This is a genomic window from Mesorhizobium sp. M0815 (assembly GCF_040319995.1).
Classification (GTDB): Bacteria; Pseudomonadota; Alphaproteobacteria; order Rhizobiales; family Rhizobiaceae; genus Mesorhizobium.
Map to the genome: position 1 here is coordinate 64,290 of NZ_JAMYOU010000010.1, position 19,364 is coordinate 83,653.

The following is a 19,364-nucleotide window of genomic DNA, read 5'->3' on the forward strand; positions in this document are numbered from 1 at the left end:
ACGAGCCGATCTGGTAGTCCTCGAAATAGACAGTCTGCTCCAAGTCAGGGCCTCGCCGCGATCGGTGTTGCCGGCGCCGCGCTCGATTGGTAGGCGGCTTCGACCAGCGCCATGGTGTTCCAGCCGTCCTCGACGGAACTGACAAGCTCGGCGTCCTCGCCCGACGCGTAGCGCTGGACATTGGCCATGCGGCCGGCAAAGGCGTCCGGAAACCATGCGCCGACGAGTGGAACCGCAATCCAGTCCTTGCCGCCTTTGGGGTAGATTTCGAGGATGTCCGGCTCGCCGCGCGGATAGTCGAGGTTGACGCCCAATTTGAGGTAGGCGGCGCCTTCGGTGCCGCAGATGCGGAATTCGCAGGCCTGGTGTTTTCGACCGAATTTGTGATCGTGGTTGATCGACAGTGCACAGCGCACGGTGTCGCCATAGTCGAGGATCGCGCTGGTGCGCGTTTGCGCAACCTTATGGCCGGGATGGCCGAGCGTCTTGGCGTGAACCCCCTTGGGGTCGCCGAGCAATTGCCGGATCAGGTCGAGATAATGGATCGAATGCATGGCGATCTCGACGCGCGGCGCCTGCAACAGGAATTCCCAGAGCTGCCAGGGTGTCGCAAGCGCCAGCCATGCGTCGAAATCGACCACGTCGCCCAACCAGCCCTTGGCGATCGCATCCTTGAGCGCCAGCATCATCGGCGCGAACCGCAGCTGGAAATTCACCGCGGCCTTGAGGTCTTTGGAGCGGCAGATTTCGAGGATGTCAGTCGCCTCGCTGAGATTGCTGCCCATAGGCTTCTGGATCAGCGCCACCGCACCATCGGGCAGCGCCCTGAGCACGCCGGCATGATAGGCCGGCGGTGTCGCCAGATCGAAGACGGCGTCCTTTATTGACGCAGCTTCCTCGACCGACCGGTAAGCGGTGACGCCCCATTTCTGCGCCAGTTTTTCGGCCTTGGCCAGCTCGGGGTCGAACAGCCCGGCAACCGGGAAACCGGCTTTCCCATAGGCCGGGAAATGCGCATCGCCGACGATCGAGCCGGCGCCGAAAATCACGATCGGCCTGGGCTTTGACGGTTGTGCCCAGGCCTGGGAAAGCGAGGCAGGATCGAAAATGTCATCAGTCATAATGGAAAACTTCGTCCATCGACGCCCACCACTCGCCCTCCTTGCGGGTCGGCAGCGGCTCCTGGCACGGCATGCACAGCGCCCACCATTCCTGCGTCGTGGGATCGGCGGCCATCTTGGCCTTGTCGGCGGCGAAATCGGTGCCATGGTACTCGAAGGTGCTGAACAAAAGGTGCTCCGGCTCCCTCAGATAGATCGAATAATTCTTGATGTTGCAGGCGGAAATCATCTTGAGGACGTCCGGCCACACAGCAGCGTGAAGCCGCACATATTCGGCGACTTTCTCCGGCTTGAGGCCGAGCACCATTCCGATTCGCTGCATGTCCGCCTCCTATTTCGCTATCGTCGTGGTGAATTCCGCGATGCTCTTCGCCTTGATCGCATCCCAGTCCCAGTCGATGCCGATGCCTGGCTCGTCCGGCGCCAACGCGTGCCCGTCCTCGATACGCATTTTCTTGCCGGTCAGCTCGTCGAGCTGGGGAATATACTCGACATATCTGCCGTTCTGAACGGCGCATGTCAGGCTGACATGCAGTTCCATCAGGAAATGCGGGCAGACCGGTATGTCGAACGCCTCGGCCGCGTGCGCGACCTTCAGCCACGGCGTAATGCCGCCGATGCGGCCGACATCGACCTGCACGATCGAGCAAGCGCCCTTTTGCATATATTCGCGGAAATGCCGGATCGAATAGAGCGACTCGCCGATGGCGATCGGCGTCGATGTGGCACTCGACAGCCGCACATGGCCGTCAATGTCGTCGGCCGGCAGCGGCTCCTCGATCCAGGCGAGGTCGAGCTCACGCAGGCGCTCGGCCCGGCGGATTGCCTCGTCGACCGAAAAGCCCTGGTTGCAGTCGGTCATGATCTCGTAGGAGTCTCCGACCGCCCGGCGCACCGCCGTCAGCCGAGCAAGATCCTCGGAACCGTGCGGCTTGCCGATCTTGACTTTCGAGCCGCGAAAACCCTTGGCCTTGGCGGCCAGCGCATCCGCGACCAGCGCCTCGGTCTCGATATGCAGCCAGCCGCCTTCGGTCGTGTAGAGCGGGCAGCGGTCCTTGGCGCCGCCGGCCAGCTTCCACAGCGGCAGTCTCTGTTTCTTCGCCCGCAGGTCCCAAAGAGCAGTGTCGATGGCCGCCAGCGCGATTGCCGTGATCGCGCCGATCGTCGTGGCATGGGTGGCGAACTCCAACTCGCGCCAGACCGCCTCGATCATGTCGGCGTCGCGGCCGATCAGCCGCGGCGCAAGGTGGTCGGCCAGCAGTCGCATCACCGACGAGCCGCCGGTGCCGATCGTGTAGCTGTAGCCTGAGCCGACCGCGCCGTCGGCATCGGTGATGGTGACGATCGGTGTTTCCTGGCTGACAAAACTCTGGATGGCATCGGTGCGCTTGACCTTAGGCACCAAGTCGACCATGCGCAGTTCGACTTTCTCGATCTTTGCCATGATTTTAACCTCGCAATGTCTTGCCCGTTTCAGCAGAAAACAGATGGGCCTGCGACAGGTCCAGGCTCATCTTGACCCGGTCGCCGGCTTTGAGCGGCTTTGGATTGAGCATCCGTGATACCCAGTCGCTGCCGTTGAATTCGGCGAACACCAGCGTCTCATTGCCGAGCGGCTCGGTGACGGTCACCGGCAACTCGACCTGGTGGACGTCGACATCTTCGCCGGAGCTGATGCCGTGTCCGGTCGGATAGATGTCGTCGGGCCTGAGGCCGAACACGACCTTGTCGCCGGTTTCGACATTGGCTTTGAACTGGCTGGGCAGAGGCAGCTTCTCGCCGCTGGCGAACAGCAGCTGTCCGTCGTCGACAACCGCCTCATGCAGGTTCATCGGTGGCGAGCCGATGAAGCCCGCGACGAAGCGTGTCTGCGGCCGGCGGAACACCTCGTCGGGTGTGCCGACCTGCTCGATAAAACCGTCACGCATGATGACGATGCGGTCCGCCAATGTCATCGCTTCGACCTGGTCATGGGTGACGTAGATCACCGTCGACTTGACCTTGGCGTGCAGCTTCTTGATCTCGGTGCGCATCTGCGTCCGAAGCTTGGCGTCGAGATTGGAAAGTGGCTCGTCGAACAGGAAGACATCGGGATCGCGCACGATGGCGCGGCCCATGGCCACGCGCTGGCGCTGTCCGCCGGACAGCTGCGACGGCCGGCGGTCGAGCAATTGGTCGAGGCCGAGAATGCCGGACGCTTCGGCGACGCGACGGTCCATTTCTTCTTTCGCGGCGCCCGCGATCTTGAGCGAGAAGCCGAGGTTTTCGCGCACCGTCATATGCGGATAGAGCGCGTAGGACTGGAACACCATCGAGATGTTGCGCGAGCGCGGCGGCAGGTCGTTGACCATGCGGCCGCCGATCTCGATGACGCCGTCGCTGATCGCCTCGAGGCCGGCGATCATGCGCAGGGTTGTCGACTTGCCGCAACCGGACGGCCCGACCAGCGCGATGAACTCGCGGTCGGCGACCTCGAGATCGATGCCGTGCACCACCGCCACCGGGCCGTAGCTTTTGGTGAGATTCTTGAGCGATACGGTTGCCATGTCAGCCTTTCACCGCGCCGGAAGTGAGGCCGCCGACGAGGTGTTTCTGGACGATGAAGGTAAGCGTGAGCGCCGGTATGACCATGACCACGGCGAGCGCGCACATGCCGCGCCAGTCGATGGTGAATTCGGCCGTATAGTCGAGCAGGCCAACCGGCAGGGTCTTGGAGTTAATCGAGCGTGTCAGCTGCGAGGCCAGCGCGAACTCGTTCCACGAGGTGAGGAAGGCAAAGATTCCGGCCGAGGCGATGCCGGGCCCGGCGAGCGGAAACTCCACCTGCCAGAAGGCCTGCCAGCGCGTGCAGCCGTCGATCTGCGCCGCCTCGGCAAGGTCTTTCGGTACCTGGCGGAAAAAGCCGTCGATCAGCCAGATGGTGAAGGGCACATTGAGCGCGACATAGACCAGGATCAGCCCGAAATGCGTGTCGATGATGCCGAGCCGCGCAAAGACGAAGAACAGCGGCAGGGACAGTGCGATGCCGGGCACCGTGCGCGTCAGCATCAGGCCGAGAAACATCGCCGACTTGGCGTGGAAGCGATAGCGCGCAAAGGCATAGCCGCCCGCCATGCCGATGGCGATGGCGATCAGCGTCGAGGTCACCGAGATGATCAGCGAATTGCGGAAATAGTCGAGCACCGGAATGCCGCCCTTGCCGACGCCGCTGAACATGGCGACGTAGGCATCGAGCGAGAGTTGCTGCGGAATCCACACCGGCGGCTTGGCCATGATCTCGACAGTCGGCCGCAGCGACGACAGCACGATCCAGATGCCGGGCAGGCAGATGACCAGCATGGCCAGGAACAGCCCGATGCCATGGACGATCCGAAGCGCTTTGTTGCCGGCGCGATGCAGGCTGTTCTGGTCCATCCTCACCACTCCGCCGCGATCTGCGTGCGCGCCGCGGCGAGCTTGCGGTAGAAATAGACGGTGAACAGGATCGACAGCAGGATCGAGAAATAGGCCATGGCATTGGCCATGCCCATTCTGGCATCGCCATAGGCGGTGCGGGCGACCAGCGTCCAGACCAGCTCGGTGCGGCCGGCAGGGCCGCCGTCGGTCATGATCTTGACGATGTCGTAGGCGCGCGCGACGTCGAGCGAGCGGATGGTCATGGCGATGAAGGCAAACGGCATGATGAACGGCCAGGTGACATAGCGGAATGTCTGCCATGGCGTGCAGCCGTCGACGCGGGCCGCCTCGACGGGTTCGCGCGGCATCGCCAGCAGCCCGGCCAGGATGAGGATCGCGAACACCGAAGTCGACGACCAGATCTCGGCGGTCAGGATGGCGATGAAGGCGAGATTGCCGTCGATCAGCCACGGGATGGCGCGATCGGTCAGGCCGAGCGCCTGCAGGGCGTTGTTCACCAGGCCGATATTGTCGTTGAACATGAATTTGAACTGGAAGCCGACGAGGATCGGCGAAAACATCATCGGAAACATCATGATGGTGCGCAGGAGCCGCTGGCCGCGCGACGCTTTCTCCACCAGCAGGGCCAGCCCGAGCCCGATCAGCATTTCCAGGTTGAGCGCCACCGTCAGCAGCACCACAGTACGGGCAAAGGCGATCCAGAAATCGCGGCTGGTCAGGATGGTGACGTAGTTGCGGGCGCCGATGAAGACCCAGAACGTCTCAGGCCTGGTCAGCCGGAACGGCGTGAAGCTGGAGTAGAGCGACAGCAGCAACGGCACCACCACCACGGCCGCCAGCACGATCACCGCCGGCAGCAGGAGCAGCAATGGTGGCGAGGGTCTCCAGCCTTTCATGGCGATCCGGTTCTGGTTGGTGCCCGGACACCGAAGCCCGCCATCGGCGAGCTGGGATCAAGACAAAGCGGGTTGCGCATGGTTCGAAAAAAGTTCGGGGGCGCCGCTCTTCAATGAGCGCGGCGCCCCCTTGGGAGAATGGTCAAAGCTTGCCGGCGTCCTCGAGGATCTGGGTGGCCTTGGCGGCAGCGTCGTCCAGCGCCTGCTTGGAGGTCTTGTCGCCAAGGATGGCGGCCTGCAATTCGGGATAGACGGCGTTGGAGATTTCGATCCATTCAGGTGTCTGCGGCACGGCGAAAGCGTGCTTTGCCTCTTCCTGGAAAGCCGCCAGCACTTCCTTCTTGTAAGGATCGTTTGCTGCCTGCTGGATGTCCCAGTCCCACACCGCCGTGCGGGTCGGCAGAGGTCCGCCTGCTGCCTCGAGCTTCTGGCTGTCCTCATTGGTCAGGAACCAGACCAGCGACGCGGCCGCTTCCTTGCTGGCGCAGTTTTCGGTGACCGAAAACCCGTGGTGCCCCGACCAGCCGGTGCGAATGCCGGCCGATCCCTTCGGCGCCACCTTCACGCCGACATTGCCGGCGACCTTCGACGACTTTGGATCGTTGAAGAAGCCTGCCCAGCCAGGCCAATCGAGGTTGATGGCGACGGTGCCCGAGGCAAAGCCCTGGCCGAGATCGTCCCACAGATAGTTGGTGGTGCCGGCCGGCACTGCCTTGGCCTTGTAAAGATTGACGAACCAGTCGAGCGCGTGCACGCCGGCCTCCGAATTGAATGCGGGCTTGCCGTCCTTGTCGAGGTACTCGCCACCGTCGGCGATGAGCATCTCGTAAAAACGGCCGTTGATCGCCTCTTCCTTGCCGGCGAACTGGGTGCCATAGAAATCGGGCGGGCTGGCGAAGAATTCCGCCTGCTGGGCGACCTCGTCCCAGGTGTCGGGCGGTGTCAGCTCCTTGCCGTACTTGGCCTTGTAGGCGGCCTTCTTGGCTTCATCCTGATAGAGGCTCTTCTGGTAATAGAGCGCCGAGACATCGAACTGCGCGCGCGGCAGCATGACCAGCTTGCCGTCGAGCGTCGAGGCCTTGATCGTCGACGGCACGAAGGCGTCGATCTCCTCCTTCGGCAGCAGCTTGTTCAGGTCGGTGTAGATATCAGGATATTGCGGCGCGAAGGACGAGTGGTTCGAGCCGACGCACCAGTTGATGCTGCCGGAGGCGATGTCCGACTTGATCTCCTTGTCGAGCTCGAAGTGGTTCTTCTTCGAGATCACGTTGACCTTGGCGCCGGTCAGTTTTTCCCATTCGCCGATCCGCGCGTAGAGCCCTTCATATTGCTGGCCGCCGATCAGCTTGGCGTCGATGGTGACGCCGTCGAATTTGCCGGGCAGTTCGGCAGCAAGGGCAGCACTAGCACCAAACGCGAGTAGCGTTACGCCGGCCGACAGGCCGCAAAACAGTTTCGTCATTGGTATCCTCCCAAAGAGCCTGCATCGATCGCGTAGCGAGGTCGATCGGCAGCTTCATTCATATACAAACAAAACATTTATAGGATCGTCAAGCCGAAAGTTCTTTCGGAAGCAAGGCTGTTGCGTATATGAAAAGTGAAATTCACTGGAGAGGCGCAATGGCAGAGGACGAGGAAGACGACCGGTATCGAGCCCCGGCGCTGGACAAGGGGCTCGACATCCTCGAGCTGCTGGCCGGCGTCGACGGCGGCCTGACGCAGGCGGAAATCGCCAAGAAACTCGACCGTAGCCCGAATGAGTTCTATCGCATGCTGGATCGGCTGGTGCGGCGCGGCTACGTCACGCGTCCTGATGGCGACCGTTATTCGCTGACGCTCAAGCTGTTTGGCCTGGCGCAGCTGCACGCGCCGGTGCGCCGGCTGGTTTCCTATGCGACGCCGCTGATGCGCGAGCTGGCCGAAACCTCACAGCAGGCAAACCAGCTCGTCGTCTTCGATCGCGGCTCCGCGGTGGTTATTGCCCAGCAGGAGGCGCCGGATTACTGGGGCATCTCTATCCGCGTCGGCTCGCATATCAGCCTGTTCGACACCGGGTCCGGCCATGTGTTGCTGGCGTTCCGCCCGTCGGAAGAGCGGCAGATGATGATCTCCGAACATCTGCGCAGCACCGACAAGCCACCGCAATCGCCAGAGTTTTTCGCCCGCCTCGACCAGATTCGTGAACGCGGCTACGAGATGATGGCGTCGATGCAGACGGCCGGCGTGTTCAACCTGTCGACGCCCGTTCTCGGCTCGGACGGCAAGGCGATCGCCGCACTGTCGATCCCGTACATAACCCTGGTCAACGCACCCAAGGCGCCCGACATCACCAGGACCATAGAGCTGTTGCTGGCAGCGACCGAAAAGCTGTCGCAACTGGCGGGATCGACTGTCAAGCAATCGCGATGAATTCTTATTTGAATGAAGAATTTCTCCGTGAGATGATCTCGAAGTCGCCAAGGAGGAGCGCGCCGCCATGATTGTCGACACCCATCTGCACCTGATCGACCAGTCCGCCCTGCGCTATCCATGGCTGGCCGGCGTGCCGGCGCTCAACCGCGATTTCCCCTACGACGAATATGCAGTCCAGGCCCGTCGCGCTGGCATCGACGGCGCGTTCCATATGGAGGTCGATGTCGATCCAGCCGATATCGAGGCCGAAACCGGCCATGTCAAAGCGCTCTCGCGGCAAAAGGGCAGTTTGCTGAGGGGAGCGATTGCCTCCTGCCGTCCGGAGGAGCCCGGCTTTGCCGCTTATTTGGAAACGCAGCGCGCAGATCCTTTCGTCAAGGGCTTTCGCCGTGTGCTGCACGTCATGCCCGATGAGCTGTCGGAGGGCGCGCTGTTTCGTGAAAACATCAAGCGGCTAGCCGGCAGCGGCCTGACCTTCGATCTTGTCGTTCTGCCGCACCAGATCCCCAAGGCGATCGCACTCGCCGATCTCGCGCCGGATGTGCAGTTCGTGCTCGACCATTGCGGCGTGCCCGACATCAAGGGCGGTGCCGAGCACCCCTGGCGCGAGCATATGGCGGAGATCGCGCGGCGCCCGAACGTCGTCGGCAAAATTTCTGGTGTGGTCGCCTATGCGGATGCCGGATCCTGGACTGTCGAAACGCTGCGTTCCTACGTCGAGCACACCATCGAATGCTTCGGCTGGGACCGCGTCGTGTGGGGCAGCGACTGGCCGGTCTGCACGCTCGGCGGCGGGCTTGCGACCTGGATTGCGGCAACGCACGCGCTGCTCAGCGGTGCCAGCGCCGATGAGCGGCAAAAACTGCTGTCAGGCAACGCCAAGCGGCTGTGGAGGTTGTAAGCGGCTCAGATCGTCGCCGACACGTGCCGCTCGCGGCCGTAGAGCGAAACCAGGAGCACGATGACCAGGCCAAGTGCCGCCTGCACGGTCGAGGGTCGGAAGCCGAGGCCGATCAGCAGCGTGTTGATCTCCGTTAGCACCAGCACGCCGGCAATGGTGCCGAAATAGCTGCCGCGGCCGCCGACAAGGGCGGCGCCGCCGACCACCACTGCCGCAATCGTCTGGAACAGATAGGGTTGGCCGACATCACCATAGGCAGAGCCGGTGAAGCCGAGCAGCAGCACGCCGGCCGCGGCGGCGAAGAAGGCGCTCGCGGCATAGGTGACCGTCCACATGCGGACTGGATCGATCAGCGCCAGCGGCGCAGCACCTGGATTGCTGCCGAGGGCGTAGAGACGGCGGCCGTATGGCGTGCGCGCCAGCACCAGCGCCACCAGCAAGGTCAGCACCGCGACGCATGGCACCAGCCCCGGTACCGGCAGCGGTCCGACCGAACCGCCGATCGAAACGAAGGCGGAAACCGTGATTCGGGCCGGCCCGCGCAACAAAACCACCGTGCGCGCGTTTGCGAGGCATGGAAGCTCACGAGAACGTCGAGAACGCCTGGGCGTATGGTATAGAGACGTGCCCTGCCGGCGTGCTGCCGAGCGTCGAAGCCGTGTTTCTGCTTTATGGCCCCGAGCCCATCCATGAGGGTGAGGCGTTAGCCAAGGCTATCATCGAAACCGTTGAAAGGCTCACTCGCCCTGGCTCTTGAAAATCTCTGCGACGAGACATCCTTGGACACGCTTCCACGCCCGGTCGCTGATCGGGGTTCGAGATGTCAATTTATTTGTGCCGGTTCGGGTCAAATGGCGAACCTGCTAGGCGTCCCCTAGCGAATGGCTGTAGAGCTGGCCGTATTCTGGCTTTCCAGTTTCTTTCGAGCATTTTGTTGTACTCCTGTGCTGGGCCGATCGGGCGAGCTACCAATTCTTGGAACCGCTCTTCCCGCTGCCCAAGGTTGGTGGCGGTTTCGACCACACTATCGGTCATCGACCGGATTGCAATTTGCCTCTCCGTGTCAGAGAGGTCGAACCCCTGCAGATGCGTTGCCACAGTGACAAACATTGTATGAAGACGAGTTTCCAAAGGAGGGTACGGGTGTTGCGCTGCGAGGGCAAAATCGCCCTCCCATCCGGGTTTCCGCCCACCCCTGAACTTCACGAACGTATCAAAATAATGATATATAGCTGCTCCTAGAATGCTCATTTGCTGGGTTTGGTTGCCAAAGCGATTGGATTCTGGCCACCGCCAAATCTGGCTACCGTCCTCTCGTCGTCCCTCGGCTTCAGCACCGGCAATTCGGGAAAAAAGCGCCTGCGCGGCATAGCTGTCAGCATCATATTCGAGCGTTTGGTTATCCAGCCCCGAGAGAGCGTCGCGCCCGACGTGGCTCCGGAGATCTAGGTGCCCATTCACTATGTGAGCAAACTCGTGGAACCTTGCTACCGACACAGCCGCATGTGCTGTTATCGACCATCTTCTCTTGTTTTCTGCTGAAAACGGCCGCTCGGTGAGACCGATAGCTTTGCCGCATTCCCCGTACAAAAATATGATCACCGCGGCGCTGATGCCTACGAAATACTTTCCGTTTAACACGCCAGCGTAGGCGTTAATCGCTTCGCTTGCGAGGACAGCAGCTTCTACCACTATGCTGTGCGCACTCGCGCTCCACTGCGCAGCGTCTTTGCGCAGCATTGCGGCTTCGCTCGCAATGATGGCATCGAATGCGTCGGGCTCGTCCCGAGGGATCCAAATGCCCCCCCGTTCACCTGCCCAATGGACGAATTCAGGTGAATATGGGGTCGTTGGTTGTGCGGATAGGCCTTCCAATTTGATTCTTTAAGTCCCTCTTTCAGAGCAGCTTACTGCTCGCACAAGCTCAGGTCCTCGCAATCAAGAGATTATCAGCTCCCGCGCTGGCTGTCCCTTGCCGCCCGAGACCGTGTAGATCAGCTCGACGCCGTCAAATGCAAAACCCGCGAACGTCTCGCGGATCTCCGGCACGTCGTTGATGGACAGGATGAAGCGCCCCTTCAACGTTCGCAGCTTCGTCGCCAATGCATCGAATTGGTCGCGGCCGAACATCTCTTTGCCATAGTCGCTCTCGCTGCCGAAATAGGGCGGATCGAGATAGAACAGCGTCTCCGGCCGGTCGTAGCGGTCGATGAAGGCCGACCAGTCGAGCTGCTCGATCACGACGCCCGCAAGCCGGTCGTGCACGTCGGCCAGGAGCGGCTCAAGGGTCGTCAGGTTGAAGCCCGCCGAGGAGCGCGGGTCGACTCCGAAATTGCGGCCAGTGACCTTGCCGCCGAAGGCCAGGCGCTGGAGGTAGAGGAAGCGGCCGGCGCGCTCCAGATCGGTCAAAGTGAGCGGGTCGCTGCCACCGTCCCGTCGGCGATCAGCCCGTCGACCAGCCGCTTCAACTCCTTGGTGACTGTGACGCGCCACGGATTGCCCTGATAGGACTCGGAGTGGCACCATTTCCACGGCTTTGGCGGCGGCATGAAATTGTCCCAGGCCGACGGCAGCATCTTCTGCGGCGCGCCGTCATATTGCGCCTTCAGTTCGGTCGGCAATCCAGCAATCACGCCCGAAACGTCTTGAGCGCAGGCTATGGTCGTGAGCGATGCAAGTGCGGTTGCGGCCATAAGGCCGCGGATCAGGCTGTTCATGTTCTCCTCCGTTCGGTTGTTTTCAGGCTCCTCCGCCGGCAACGCCGGACACCTGCGTCGAAAGGCTCTCCCGAAACAGGCGATTGAGATCGGCAACGACGCGAGCGGCATTGTGCCTTTCGCTCAGGCCGAGATTGATGCGATCTGACGCCGCCTGCTGGAAGGCCATGTAGCCGTCGTGCCGCGGCCTGACCCAGGCACCTTCGAGCGTGGCTCGGGTGTCCTTGTAGAAGTTGCCGGTGGCAGCGTTGACGGCGGCATCCTCCCAGGCTGCCGCATGGCCGGGCTGGCCGCCGGCCGAGGCGTAAGGGCCGCGCTGCACGTCACCGCTGGCGACCCAGGAAGCGAAGTCGATGGCCGCCTGCCTGGCCTTCGAAAAAGCTGACACCGCAATGCCGGTCCCGCCGAGCGCCGAGCCTTTGGGGCCGGCATTGCCCGCGGCCGGGATATCCGCGAAAGCCAGGCGGTTGGGTCGAAACCCGGCGATGGCATAGGAGACATAGCCATAGATCAGCGGTGCACAGGCGATCCGTGATCCCGATCCGGCCATTTGCTCCAGAACCGCGATCGGATCCATGCCAAGGCATGCCGGATCGACGAGGGCCGCGATCTCGCGCATCATCTCGAAAACCTGCTTGCCCGTTGCCGGATCCACATGGTCGCCGGGGCCTTCGCCGGCGGGCCGGCCGAGATTGCCGGCGAGCGTGTAGAACACCATCAGCGAATGCGGCGGCCTGAGCGGCAACAGCACGTGGCCTTGCCGGGCCAGATCGAGCGCATCGGCCCAGCTCGCCGGCGCAGCCGAAAGCATGTCCGGCCGCCAAGCCTGCACCTGGCTGGCCGCGTCGATCGGAAACGCCCACTGCCGGCCTTGCCAGTTGTAGCTCGGAAAGGACCGGCCGACACTGCCCGCCGCAAGTGCTGCACGTTCGCCTTCCCGACCAGCGACATCGAGCGGCGTCAAACAATTCTCGGCGGTGATCTGGCCGACATGCGGATGGTCGATGACGATCAGGTCGTAGGCACTGGCCAATTCCTCGACCGGGAAGGATTCGAAATCCTGCAGCGAGCGCTTGTCCCATTCGATGGCGACGCCGGTGCGTTCCGTCCACAGCGCTGAACAGGCGACCATCGGGTCATAGCCGCGCGGATGGCTCCAGGTCATGCCTTTGAGCGTCACGTCGCTCACAGCCCGAACTCCTCGCGGATTTTTGCGCTGTGCTCGCCGATGCGTGGCGCGGCCCGCTCGACCTTGGCGCGGATGCCGTCGACCCTGAGCGGCGAGCGCGTGGTGAGGATCGAAACGTCATCCTCGCGCGTCACCGTCTGCAGCATGTCGAGAACCTGGAAGCCTTCGCTGGCCATCATTTCCGGCCAGGTCAAAACCTTGGCGCACCAGATGTCGGCGGGCTCGAGGATGCCGAGCCACCCATCCACCGTCCTGGTCGCGATTTTTTGCGCGATGATCGCCTTGATCTCGTCGCGGGCGGTGAACCAGGTCGACGGCTGGTCGCGGTAGGGCGCAAGCTCTTCGAGGCCCAGAAGATCGGCCAGCTTCGATATCGGCGTCATGGCGATCGCCAGATAACCGTCCTTGGCCGGATAGACGCCGTAGGGCGCCGACAGATAGGCATGGGCGCTGCGGAAAGATGACCGCCGCGGCAGCCGGCGTCCGTCATTGAGATGCGTCGTCAGCACCTCGAACTGGAAGTCGACCAGTGCTTCGAGCAGGCTGGTCTCGACATGGCTGCCCTTGCCGGTCACGCCGCGCCGCACCAGTGCGGCAAGGATGCCTTGCGCGGCGGCGGAGCCGGCCAGCATGTCGGCGATGGCCAGCCCGAAGGGCACCGGCCCCTGGTCCTCGTCGCCGTTCAGCCACATCACGCCGGAGCGGGCCTGCGCCAGCAGATCCTGACCGGGCCGCTTGACCCAGGGGCCTTCCTCGCCATAGCCGCTGATCGAGGCATAGACCAGGCGCGGATTAATCTTGCGCACCGCCTCGCAATCGAAGCCCAGGCGTTCGATGACGCCGGGCCTGAAATTCTGGATCAGCACGTCGGCCTTGGCCAGCAGGCCGCGCAGCGCCGCAAGATCGGCCTCGTCCTTCAAGTCGATGGCAAGGCTTTCCTTGGCGCGGTTGATGGCATGAAAAATGGTGGAATCGCCACCGATCTCGGTGTCGCTGAGATAAAGCCGGCGCGACAGGTCGCCGCCATCCGGCCGTTCTATCTTGATGACGCGGGCGCCGAGGTCGAGCAGTCTGAGTGAACAGTAAGGCCCGGACAGGAACTGGCTCATATCGACGACGATGAGCCCGGTCAGCGGCAGTTCGGCAATGGCAGCCATTGCCTATTTCTCCGTCTTGCCGGCGAAATCGGCCGGATTGCGGTACTTCACCGTCTGCAGGTGCTCGCAATAAAGCACGAGCTCGCCTTCGCCCTTGAAGACTTCATAGCTGGCGCGGATCAGCCCCATTTCCTTGTATTTCGGCTTCTTGTCGAGGTTGGAGCGGATCGAATAAATCGTGTCGCCGATGAACACCGGCTTGATGAAGCGCAATTTGTCGTAGCCATACGAAAAGGCGTTGATGCAATTGGTGGCGACGAGCCCGAGCCCGGCCGAGAACACGAAAGCGCCGGCGACCAGCCGCTTGCCGAAGATGCCTTCCGTTTCGGCGAACATCTGGTCCTGCACGTATGGATGGATGTCGAGCACCAGCGTGTTGAAGAGATGGCTGTCGCCCTCGGCAATGGTCCGGCGCAGCGAACGGATCTTCTGGCCGACCGGCCAGTCTTCGTAGAACCAGTTCTCCGCGTTCCAGACGGGAAGGTCGGCGTGTTCCTTCGGCATGTTGGCGGGGTGTGTCGATGCCACGCCAACGGTTGGCGCGAAGCCGCTCATGACGACTTCCTCTGGGAGCGGGAATCGTCCATCAGGGCGCGCCGCAGACCAGCGAAATGCATGATCGATCCTCCCGTCAATCTTCTTTTGTGAATAGTATTTTCACATATGGGGTTGTGTTGCAAGCGAGTCTCGGCGAAATTTTGCTTAGATCGGCGGCAGCCAACGCCGGCGGAACAGGAGGAAATGATGCAGAATGCCTGTCTGGTTTTCGTCGGTAGCCTCAACCGCGACGCCCCATATTTTCAGGGCGCGCGCGGTGTCGGGCTGGGCGTCTATAGTTTCGACGAGGGGACGCTGGAGACGAAGAAACTGGCCGAGACGGGAGGCATCGACAATCCGACCTTCCTGTCGGTGACGCCGGACGGCTCCCACATCTACGCCAATTCCGAAGTGTTCACCTGGCGCGAAGGCGTGGTCTCGGCTTACCGTTTCGACAGGCAGGCCGCCACGCTGTCCTACATCAACAAGCAGCCGACGCTGGGCAGCATCACGGCGCACAACACCATCACGCGCGACCGGACGAAGCTGCTGGTTGCCAACTACGGCATGGGCGAGGGCGGCCCGGATCGCTCGGTCGTGGTCTTCGGGCTGCGCGACGATGGCGGCCTGACCGCGCCATTGTCGAGCGTCGCCCATAGCGGGACCGGACCAGACCCCGAACGCCAGGAGCGGCCGCATGCCCATAGCGTAACCGAGACGGTTGCCGGCGGTGTTGCGATCGTCGCCGACCTCGGCATCGACCGGCTGGTGTCCTACCGCATCGGCTCAGACGGCAGCCTGACGAAGCTCGCCGAGTCGGCGCTTGCGCCAGGCGCAGGTCCGCGCCATCTCGCGCTGCATCCGGGCGGCCGCTTCGTGTTCCTCATGAACGAACTGGATTCGACGGTCGTCTCGCTGGCGCTGGACGAAGCATCAGGCAAGCTTACGGTGATCGACAGCAAGCCGGCCGTGCCGGCCGAGGCGCGGGACGTCAATCACTGCGCCGACATCCAGATCTCGCCCGACGGCCGCTTCCTCTATGGCTCCAACCGCGGTCATGACAGCATCGTGGTGTTTTCGATCGACCAGCAAACCGGCAGGCTTGCCCTTGTCGACTATACGCCTTGCGGCGGTGCCACGCCGCGCAATCTGGCACTGACGCCCTCGGGCGGCCATCTGTTCTCGGCCAACCAGAATGCCGACCGCATCTCGATTTTCGCCCGTGATGCCGCAACCGGCCGGCTGACCGACACCGGCCGATCTATCGGCATCGGCACGCCGATGTGCGTGAGGATCGTGCGTTGAGCGCTGGCGGGTGGAAATTCCGCCGGCACCATGGCCATAAGAACGCCCCGTTTCAATACGGGTGTCGGAACGCCTGTCGCGCGAGATAGGGAGCCACCAGCGCGCGTATGTCTGCGGCTGCTACATCACCGGCAGCACGCAATGCGCGCTCGTAGCGCCCATATTCGTCAACTGCGCCTTCGAAATCATTGCGGGACAGTTGCTCCTTTATCAGCGCCTTGCAGATCGGTCCGGCATCCGGATAGAAGTCCAATACCCCTAGATATATCGCCCGTGCTTTGTCGGCCCGGTCGGCCGCCTCCAGCCGCTTGCCGAGCCGCAGCCCAAGATCGATCAGTTCGCGACGCACGCGCTCGCGAGCCGGGAGCGACCAGGAAGTGGTTCGCTCATGCAACAACAACGGACCGGGGAAGGCATGGAAGAGCGCCTCCGCGTCAGGCCGCAATCCCTCCCCATTAATCGCTGCGACAGTCCTGAACCGTGCTTCCCAGTCGGCGAGGTCGACCCAGACCTTGTCCGATGCAAGGCGAAGCCTGCCTTCGCGCTGGACGATGAGGTCGGTCCGTCCCAGCAGCTTGCGCAGCCGATGAAGCGCCTGGTCGCACGCCGCCCGCGCCTGGTCGCCATCGAGGTTGGGCCACAGCCAGTCCTGAATGGTCTCCAGCGAGCAGGTATTTTCCTTTGAGATCGCCAGCACCCGCAGGATGTCGAGGGCCTTCGTCGGCGGCTTCGCGCCGAGAGGGAGAGGGTTTGCATCGAGTTCGAGCCGAAAGCCTCCGAGAACGTGGACCCTGAGCGGCCATGGCCAGGCGGCGGGCCGCCGGGGGGGCGGCTCGAGCCGGCGTTCGCGGATCAACGACCGGCAGAACTCGGGCTCGATGCCGCGCTCAAGCGCATCGCCAAGCAGTTCGGCGAGCAACTCCGGAACGTTGAGCAGCACCATTGGCCAGCTGATGTCGCGTAGCGCTTCCAGGAACGCCTTCAGCCGGTCGCCATAGTGCGGATCCTCGTTCCACAGGCTCTCCAACGCGGCCGCTGCCAGAATGCATATCTCGGTTCGCTTGTGGGCACCGCCGTCCAGCCGCGGCAGCAGATCGCTGAGAAGCGCGGCGGCTTCGTGCGGCCTCCTGTCCGCCAGCAGCACCTGGAACTGCGTAATGTAGTGCGGCCAGCGCTCGATCATCGGCTCGTTGGCCGCCTCGATGGCCGCCATGAAGTGCTCGCAATCCTGGTAGGCGGCCGTGAAATCGCTTTGCCTGGCATGGAGCGCGGCGTGGCAATCGGCGACGACGGCAACCTGTGTGGTGAAACGGCTGTCGGCGATTTCGGCCAAGCGCTCGACCACTTGGTGGAACTCGGCAAAATCGTTGCGGACCTTCATCTGCATTTGCAAATGGTAGAGCCCCCCGAACTCCACGCCCTTTAGCGACTCGCGCTCGCCAATCGCGATCGCCGCCCGCAACGCGGCTTCGGCCGACGGATAGGGAAAATCCCTTCTCTTGTAGGGAAAATAACGTCCACTTTCCGCACCAAAGGCGACCAGCCACATGCCGAGAATCCAAGGCAGCACGCTCTTGTCACTCAAATCGTCAACGACGCTGTCGACGGCCTTGGCGAACAGATCGGCGCGCATGGTCGATGCCGAAAGATCGATCAGCGTTTCGCTGGCAAGCAGCCGCAATCCGCTCGGATCGTGCTCGGGATTCCGCGTCAACCGCTCCAGGAGTTCGGTTTCGAGTGCCTGTCCGGCGGGGCTGCTGCGGTAGTAGTCGTCGCCGAAGTTCAGCGCCCGCATCATGCCAATGCGTACCAGCATCGCTTCCTCGGAAGGTAGTTCCGGAAGCCCGCGTTCGATCAGCTCGAACGCCCGTCGCGTCCACATGGACAGACCTTCGTAGGTGCGCCAACTGGCCGTTTTGACCAAGACCGCCCGCGACACCGTGAGGCACAGGCCGCGCAGATCGTCGGCCTCGCAAAAGGCTTGCCATGCCTTCGACAGCCAACGCTCCGCTGCAGCGTCGTCGGGCATGTGGGCCACGCCCAGCCAATAGAAATGCCAGCCATTCATGACGGTTTCCGGCAATCGGCCGCACCATTCGATGAAGGTCGCGCGGCTCCCTTGCGCCAGCAAGGCCTCCGCGCGGCTCAGCAGCAGCTCGCTCGCTTGGTCCCAGTCGTCGGCCTGTAAGGCGAGGTGGATGGCTTCGTCATGACGGCCGGCCTCCGCAAGGACCTTCGCCGCCTTTCGCCGGAGCGATTGCTGCTCTTCCCTGGCAACTTGTTGTGCGAAACGCCGGTCGAGGAAGTCGCGCAAGAGGTCATGAAGGTGAAAGATATCGCGGCTGTTTTCCGAGCGCGTGACCAGAAACTGTCGCCTGTAAAGCCTGTCGAGCAGCTTTCCTGCTTCGCCCGACCCGATCATCTCGTCAGCCAACCCGGCGCTGATTTCGGGCAGCAGATTGAGTTTCAGCAGCATGTCCTGGTCGGCGGCGGGAAGGGAAAGGAAGAAATGACGGCCGAGAACGTCCGGCAGCGCATTCTGCCCGCCGAGGACCGTCTCGCTTATGCCGTCCAGTCCGGCTTTCGCACCTTGATCCGCGAGCAGGACGAGCCCGACCGCCCAACCGCGTGCCGCCTCGACATCGACCGGAGCGGCGTCGTTCGAACGCAGTTGGACGAGTTCGCGCGCTTCCGCGGTCGAGAATTCGAGCGCGTAGCGGTCGATGACAGCCATTTGGCCCTTGAGAATGAGGTCGCGCAATTCCTCCTGGGGTAACGTGCGCGAGACACAGATGCAGCGGACCGTGTCAGGGAGTTCACGGAACATCTCGGAAAGCACCGCCCGGAATTCTGCGGTATCGGCGTCGTGCAAATCATCGAGCACCAGAATTGTGCCGGGCTTTAGCCGAGCGAAGTAGACTCTCGAGAAGCGCCTGGCGAACTCCTTCGGCTGCTCGGCATATTCGACGCCGAAGACCGGCATGTCTCCAGCCGAGGCTGAGTCCAGCGACTGCGCCAGATATTGAAAGAACCGCGCGATATCCTGGTCGCCCTCGTCGACGCGGTACCATATGTGCGGCGCCTCGACGCTTTCGAGGTAATCGATGACCGCCGTCGTCTTGCCATAGCCGGCCGGCGCCGCCACCCAGCATACGCTTGACCGCGACACCCGATCGATCGCTTCGAGAACGCGGTTCCGCCTCAATATCCTGGCGCTGCGCGGCGCCGCCAGCTTGGCGATCCGGCCTGTGCCCGAGAGCGGGCGGCTCGCGTCGGCTTCAACGGCGTCCAAGGCGGCCATGGGGGCTCCCGCTCGACCAATTATCGAGCGTCGGTCGTGCTGCCATGACCGTCCCGGCGACCCGATTGACGTTAGCGCAGCGTAATCATGCGACAATTCGTAGTGGCTTCGCAGATGAAGCGGCACTGGCTGATCCCGGAGGGGCGGATCTCGATGGTTGCGCAACCTGAAATTGGGCAATGGACGGCGGGTGAACCTCGCATTCCGTCTTCGACCGTCGGCTCCAAATCCGGTAGAAGATCTGATCATTGGTATTCCCTCCGATTGGCAAGCTCATGGACTGACTGACAGTCCTTTCCAAACTCACGAGCTCATCCTGTGCGCAGTGGCATTCGCGCACATCGGTACGGTCACCTAGTTTCTCGGCGATTGATCTCCTAGTTTTCGCGAGCTTGCCTAGTTTTTAAGGGC

Annotated in this window: 18 protein-coding genes; 3 read left to right on the forward strand and 15 right to left on the reverse strand. The window is 62.6% G+C overall.

Annotated features, from left to right (window positions below):
* Nucleotides 1-44: 44 nt before the first annotated feature.
* The 7 genes from NKI01_RS13700 to NKI01_RS13730 all read right to left on the reverse strand — a co-directional run bounded on the left by NKI01_RS13700 (nucleotide 45) and on the right by NKI01_RS13730 (nucleotide 6,896).
* Nucleotides 45-1,121, reverse strand: a complete 1,077-nt coding sequence (locus NKI01_RS13700) for a Gfo/Idh/MocA family protein (RefSeq protein WP_352547446.1) — start codon at nucleotides 1,119-1,121, stop codon at nucleotides 45-47.
* Complete coding sequence (locus tag NKI01_RS13705) at nucleotides 1,114-1,443, reverse strand: L-rhamnose mutarotase (protein WP_352963503.1); 330 nt, start codon at nucleotides 1,441-1,443, stop codon at nucleotides 1,114-1,116. The genes NKI01_RS13700 and NKI01_RS13705 overlap by 8 nt, the downstream gene beginning before the upstream one ends.
* Before the next feature lie 9 nt (nucleotides 1,444-1,452).
* Nucleotides 1,453-2,565: a mandelate racemase/muconate lactonizing enzyme family protein gene (locus NKI01_RS13710; protein WP_352963506.1), complete on the reverse strand. Its 1,113-nt coding sequence runs from the start codon at nucleotides 2,563-2,565 to the stop codon at nucleotides 1,453-1,455.
* Between the two features lie 4 nt (nucleotides 2,566-2,569).
* Nucleotides 2,570-3,667, reverse strand: coding sequence for an ABC transporter ATP-binding protein (locus NKI01_RS13715; protein ID WP_023716655.1), 1,098 nt, complete (start codon nucleotides 3,665-3,667; stop codon nucleotides 2,570-2,572).
* Between the two features lies 1 nt (nucleotide 3,668).
* Nucleotides 3,669-4,535 carry a carbohydrate ABC transporter permease gene (locus NKI01_RS13720; RefSeq protein ID WP_023716656.1) on the reverse strand — a complete coding sequence of 289 codons (867 nt, stop codon included), beginning with the start codon at nucleotides 4,533-4,535 and terminating at the stop codon, nucleotides 3,669-3,671.
* Nucleotides 4,536-4,537: 2 nt separating this feature from the next.
* Complete coding sequence (locus tag NKI01_RS13725; RefSeq protein ID WP_352963509.1) at nucleotides 4,538-5,434, reverse strand: carbohydrate ABC transporter permease; 897 nt, start codon at nucleotides 5,432-5,434, stop codon at nucleotides 4,538-4,540.
* A gap of 142 nt (nucleotides 5,435-5,576) precedes the next feature.
* A complete protein-coding gene (locus NKI01_RS13730; RefSeq protein WP_352547448.1) occupies nucleotides 5,577-6,896 on the reverse strand; it encodes a type 2 periplasmic-binding domain-containing protein in 1,320 nt (439 codons plus the stop codon).
* A gap of 158 nt (nucleotides 6,897-7,054) precedes the next feature.
* Here NKI01_RS13730 and NKI01_RS13735 point away from each other — a divergent pair, with 158 nt between their 5' ends.
* Together NKI01_RS13735 and NKI01_RS13740 are read left to right on the forward strand one after the other, a co-directional pair.
* The gene (locus NKI01_RS13735) at nucleotides 7,055-7,843 is read left to right on the forward strand and encodes an IclR family transcriptional regulator (protein WP_352482774.1); all 789 of its coding nucleotides are present in this window, start codon (nucleotides 7,055-7,057) and stop codon (nucleotides 7,841-7,843) included.
* 67 nt (nucleotides 7,844-7,910) lie between these two features.
* Nucleotides 7,911-8,747 carry an amidohydrolase family protein gene (locus tag NKI01_RS13740; RefSeq protein WP_352909398.1) on the forward strand — a complete coding sequence of 279 codons (837 nt, stop codon included), beginning with the start codon at nucleotides 7,911-7,913 and terminating at the stop codon, nucleotides 8,745-8,747.
* A 5-nt stretch (nucleotides 8,748-8,752) separates the two neighbouring features.
* On the opposite strand, the gene NKI01_RS13745 is transcribed toward NKI01_RS13740, so the two are convergent.
* The 7 genes from NKI01_RS13745 to NKI01_RS13775 form a co-directional block, all read right to left on the reverse strand.
* Nucleotides 8,753-9,301 carry an ABC transporter permease subunit gene (locus NKI01_RS13745; RefSeq protein ID WP_352963512.1) on the reverse strand — a complete coding sequence of 183 codons (549 nt, stop codon included), beginning with the start codon at nucleotides 9,299-9,301 and terminating at the stop codon, nucleotides 8,753-8,755.
* A 274-nt stretch (nucleotides 9,302-9,575) separates the two neighbouring features.
* On the reverse strand, nucleotides 9,576-10,487 hold the full coding sequence (locus NKI01_RS13750; protein ID WP_352482771.1) for a M48 family metalloprotease: 912 nt from the start codon (nucleotides 10,485-10,487) through the stop codon (nucleotides 9,576-9,578).
* Nucleotides 10,488-10,685: 198 nt separating this feature from the next.
* Nucleotides 10,686-11,156, reverse strand: a complete 471-nt coding sequence (locus NKI01_RS13755) for a DNA adenine methylase (RefSeq protein ID WP_352482770.1) — start codon at nucleotides 11,154-11,156, stop codon at nucleotides 10,686-10,688.
* Nucleotides 11,153-11,464 carry a hypothetical protein gene (locus NKI01_RS13760; protein ID WP_352482769.1) on the reverse strand — a complete coding sequence of 104 codons (312 nt, stop codon included), beginning with the start codon at nucleotides 11,462-11,464 and terminating at the stop codon, nucleotides 11,153-11,155. The genes NKI01_RS13755 and NKI01_RS13760 overlap by 4 nt, the downstream gene beginning before the upstream one ends.
* A gap of 22 nt (nucleotides 11,465-11,486) precedes the next feature.
* The gene (locus NKI01_RS13765; protein WP_352963619.1) at nucleotides 11,487-12,629 is read right to left on the reverse strand and encodes an extracellular solute-binding protein; all 1,143 of its coding nucleotides are present in this window, start codon (nucleotides 12,627-12,629) and stop codon (nucleotides 11,487-11,489) included.
* A 20-nt stretch (nucleotides 12,630-12,649) separates the two neighbouring features.
* The gene (locus NKI01_RS13770) at nucleotides 12,650-13,810 is read right to left on the reverse strand and encodes a CaiB/BaiF CoA transferase family protein (RefSeq protein ID WP_352963517.1); all 1,161 of its coding nucleotides are present in this window, start codon (nucleotides 13,808-13,810) and stop codon (nucleotides 12,650-12,652) included.
* A gap of 3 nt (nucleotides 13,811-13,813) precedes the next feature.
* Entirely contained in the window at nucleotides 13,814-14,365 is a 552-nt protein-coding gene (locus NKI01_RS13775; RefSeq protein ID WP_352963520.1) for a MaoC family dehydratase, read from the reverse strand.
* A gap of 189 nt (nucleotides 14,366-14,554) precedes the next feature.
* On the opposite strand from NKI01_RS13775, the gene NKI01_RS13780 reads away from it, so the two are divergent.
* Nucleotides 14,555-15,652 carry a lactonase family protein gene (locus NKI01_RS13780; RefSeq protein ID WP_352963523.1) on the forward strand — a complete coding sequence of 366 codons (1,098 nt, stop codon included), beginning with the start codon at nucleotides 14,555-14,557 and terminating at the stop codon, nucleotides 15,650-15,652.
* Between the two features lie 52 nt (nucleotides 15,653-15,704).
* Here NKI01_RS13780 and NKI01_RS13785 read toward each other — a convergent pair whose 3' ends face one another.
* The gene (locus NKI01_RS13785; protein ID WP_352963525.1) at nucleotides 15,705-18,953 is read right to left on the reverse strand and encodes an AfsR/SARP family transcriptional regulator; all 3,249 of its coding nucleotides are present in this window, start codon (nucleotides 18,951-18,953) and stop codon (nucleotides 15,705-15,707) included.
* Nucleotides 18,954-19,364: the final 411 nt, after the last annotated feature.

What these genes read in the sequence shown, in the direction of transcription:
- NKI01_RS13700 (WP_352547446.1), bottom strand. Translation starts at nt 1,121, where the DNA reads ATGACTGATGACATTTTCGATCCTGCCTCGCTTTCCCAGGCCTGGGCA.
- NKI01_RS13705 (WP_352963503.1), bottom strand. Translation starts at nt 1,443, where the DNA reads ATGCAGCGAATCGGAATGGTGCTCGGCCTCAAGCCGGAGAAAGTCGCC.
- NKI01_RS13710 (WP_352963506.1), bottom strand. Translation starts at nt 2,565, where the DNA reads ATGGCAAAGATCGAGAAAGTCGAACTGCGCATGGTCGACTTGGTGCCT.
- NKI01_RS13715 (WP_023716655.1), bottom strand. Translation starts at nt 3,667, where the DNA reads ATGGCAACCGTATCGCTCAAGAATCTCACCAAAAGCTACGGCCCGGTG.
- NKI01_RS13720 (WP_023716656.1), bottom strand. Translation starts at nt 4,535, where the DNA reads ATGGACCAGAACAGCCTGCATCGCGCCGGCAACAAAGCGCTTCGGATC.
- NKI01_RS13725 (WP_352963509.1), bottom strand. Translation starts at nt 5,434, where the DNA reads ATGAAAGGCTGGAGACCCTCGCCACCATTGCTGCTCCTGCTGCCGGCG.
- NKI01_RS13730 (WP_352547448.1), bottom strand. Translation starts at nt 6,896, where the DNA reads ATGACGAAACTGTTTTGCGGCCTGTCGGCCGGCGTAACGCTACTCGCG.
- NKI01_RS13735 (WP_352482774.1), top strand. Translation starts at nt 7,055, where the DNA reads ATGGCAGAGGACGAGGAAGACGACCGGTATCGAGCCCCGGCGCTGGAC.
- NKI01_RS13740 (WP_352909398.1), top strand. Translation starts at nt 7,911, where the DNA reads ATGATTGTCGACACCCATCTGCACCTGATCGACCAGTCCGCCCTGCGC.
- NKI01_RS13750 (WP_352482771.1), bottom strand. Translation starts at nt 10,487, where the DNA reads ATGCTGCGCAAAGACGCTGCGCAGTGGAGCGCGAGTGCGCACAGCATA.
- NKI01_RS13760 (WP_352482769.1), bottom strand. Translation starts at nt 11,464, where the DNA reads ATGAACAGCCTGATCCGCGGCCTTATGGCCGCAACCGCACTTGCATCG.
- NKI01_RS13765 (WP_352963619.1), bottom strand. Translation starts at nt 12,629, where the DNA reads ATGACCTGGAGCCATCCGCGCGGCTATGACCCGATGGTCGCCTGTTCA.
- NKI01_RS13770 (WP_352963517.1), bottom strand. Translation starts at nt 13,810, where the DNA reads ATGGCTGCCATTGCCGAACTGCCGCTGACCGGGCTCATCGTCGTCGAT.
- NKI01_RS13775 (WP_352963520.1), bottom strand. Translation starts at nt 14,365, where the DNA reads ATGAGCGGCTTCGCGCCAACCGTTGGCGTGGCATCGACACACCCCGCC.
- NKI01_RS13780 (WP_352963523.1), top strand. Translation starts at nt 14,555, where the DNA reads ATGCAGAATGCCTGTCTGGTTTTCGTCGGTAGCCTCAACCGCGACGCC.
- NKI01_RS13785 (WP_352963525.1), bottom strand. Translation starts at nt 18,953, where the DNA reads ATGGCCGCCTTGGACGCCGTTGAAGCCGACGCGAGCCGCCCGCTCTCG.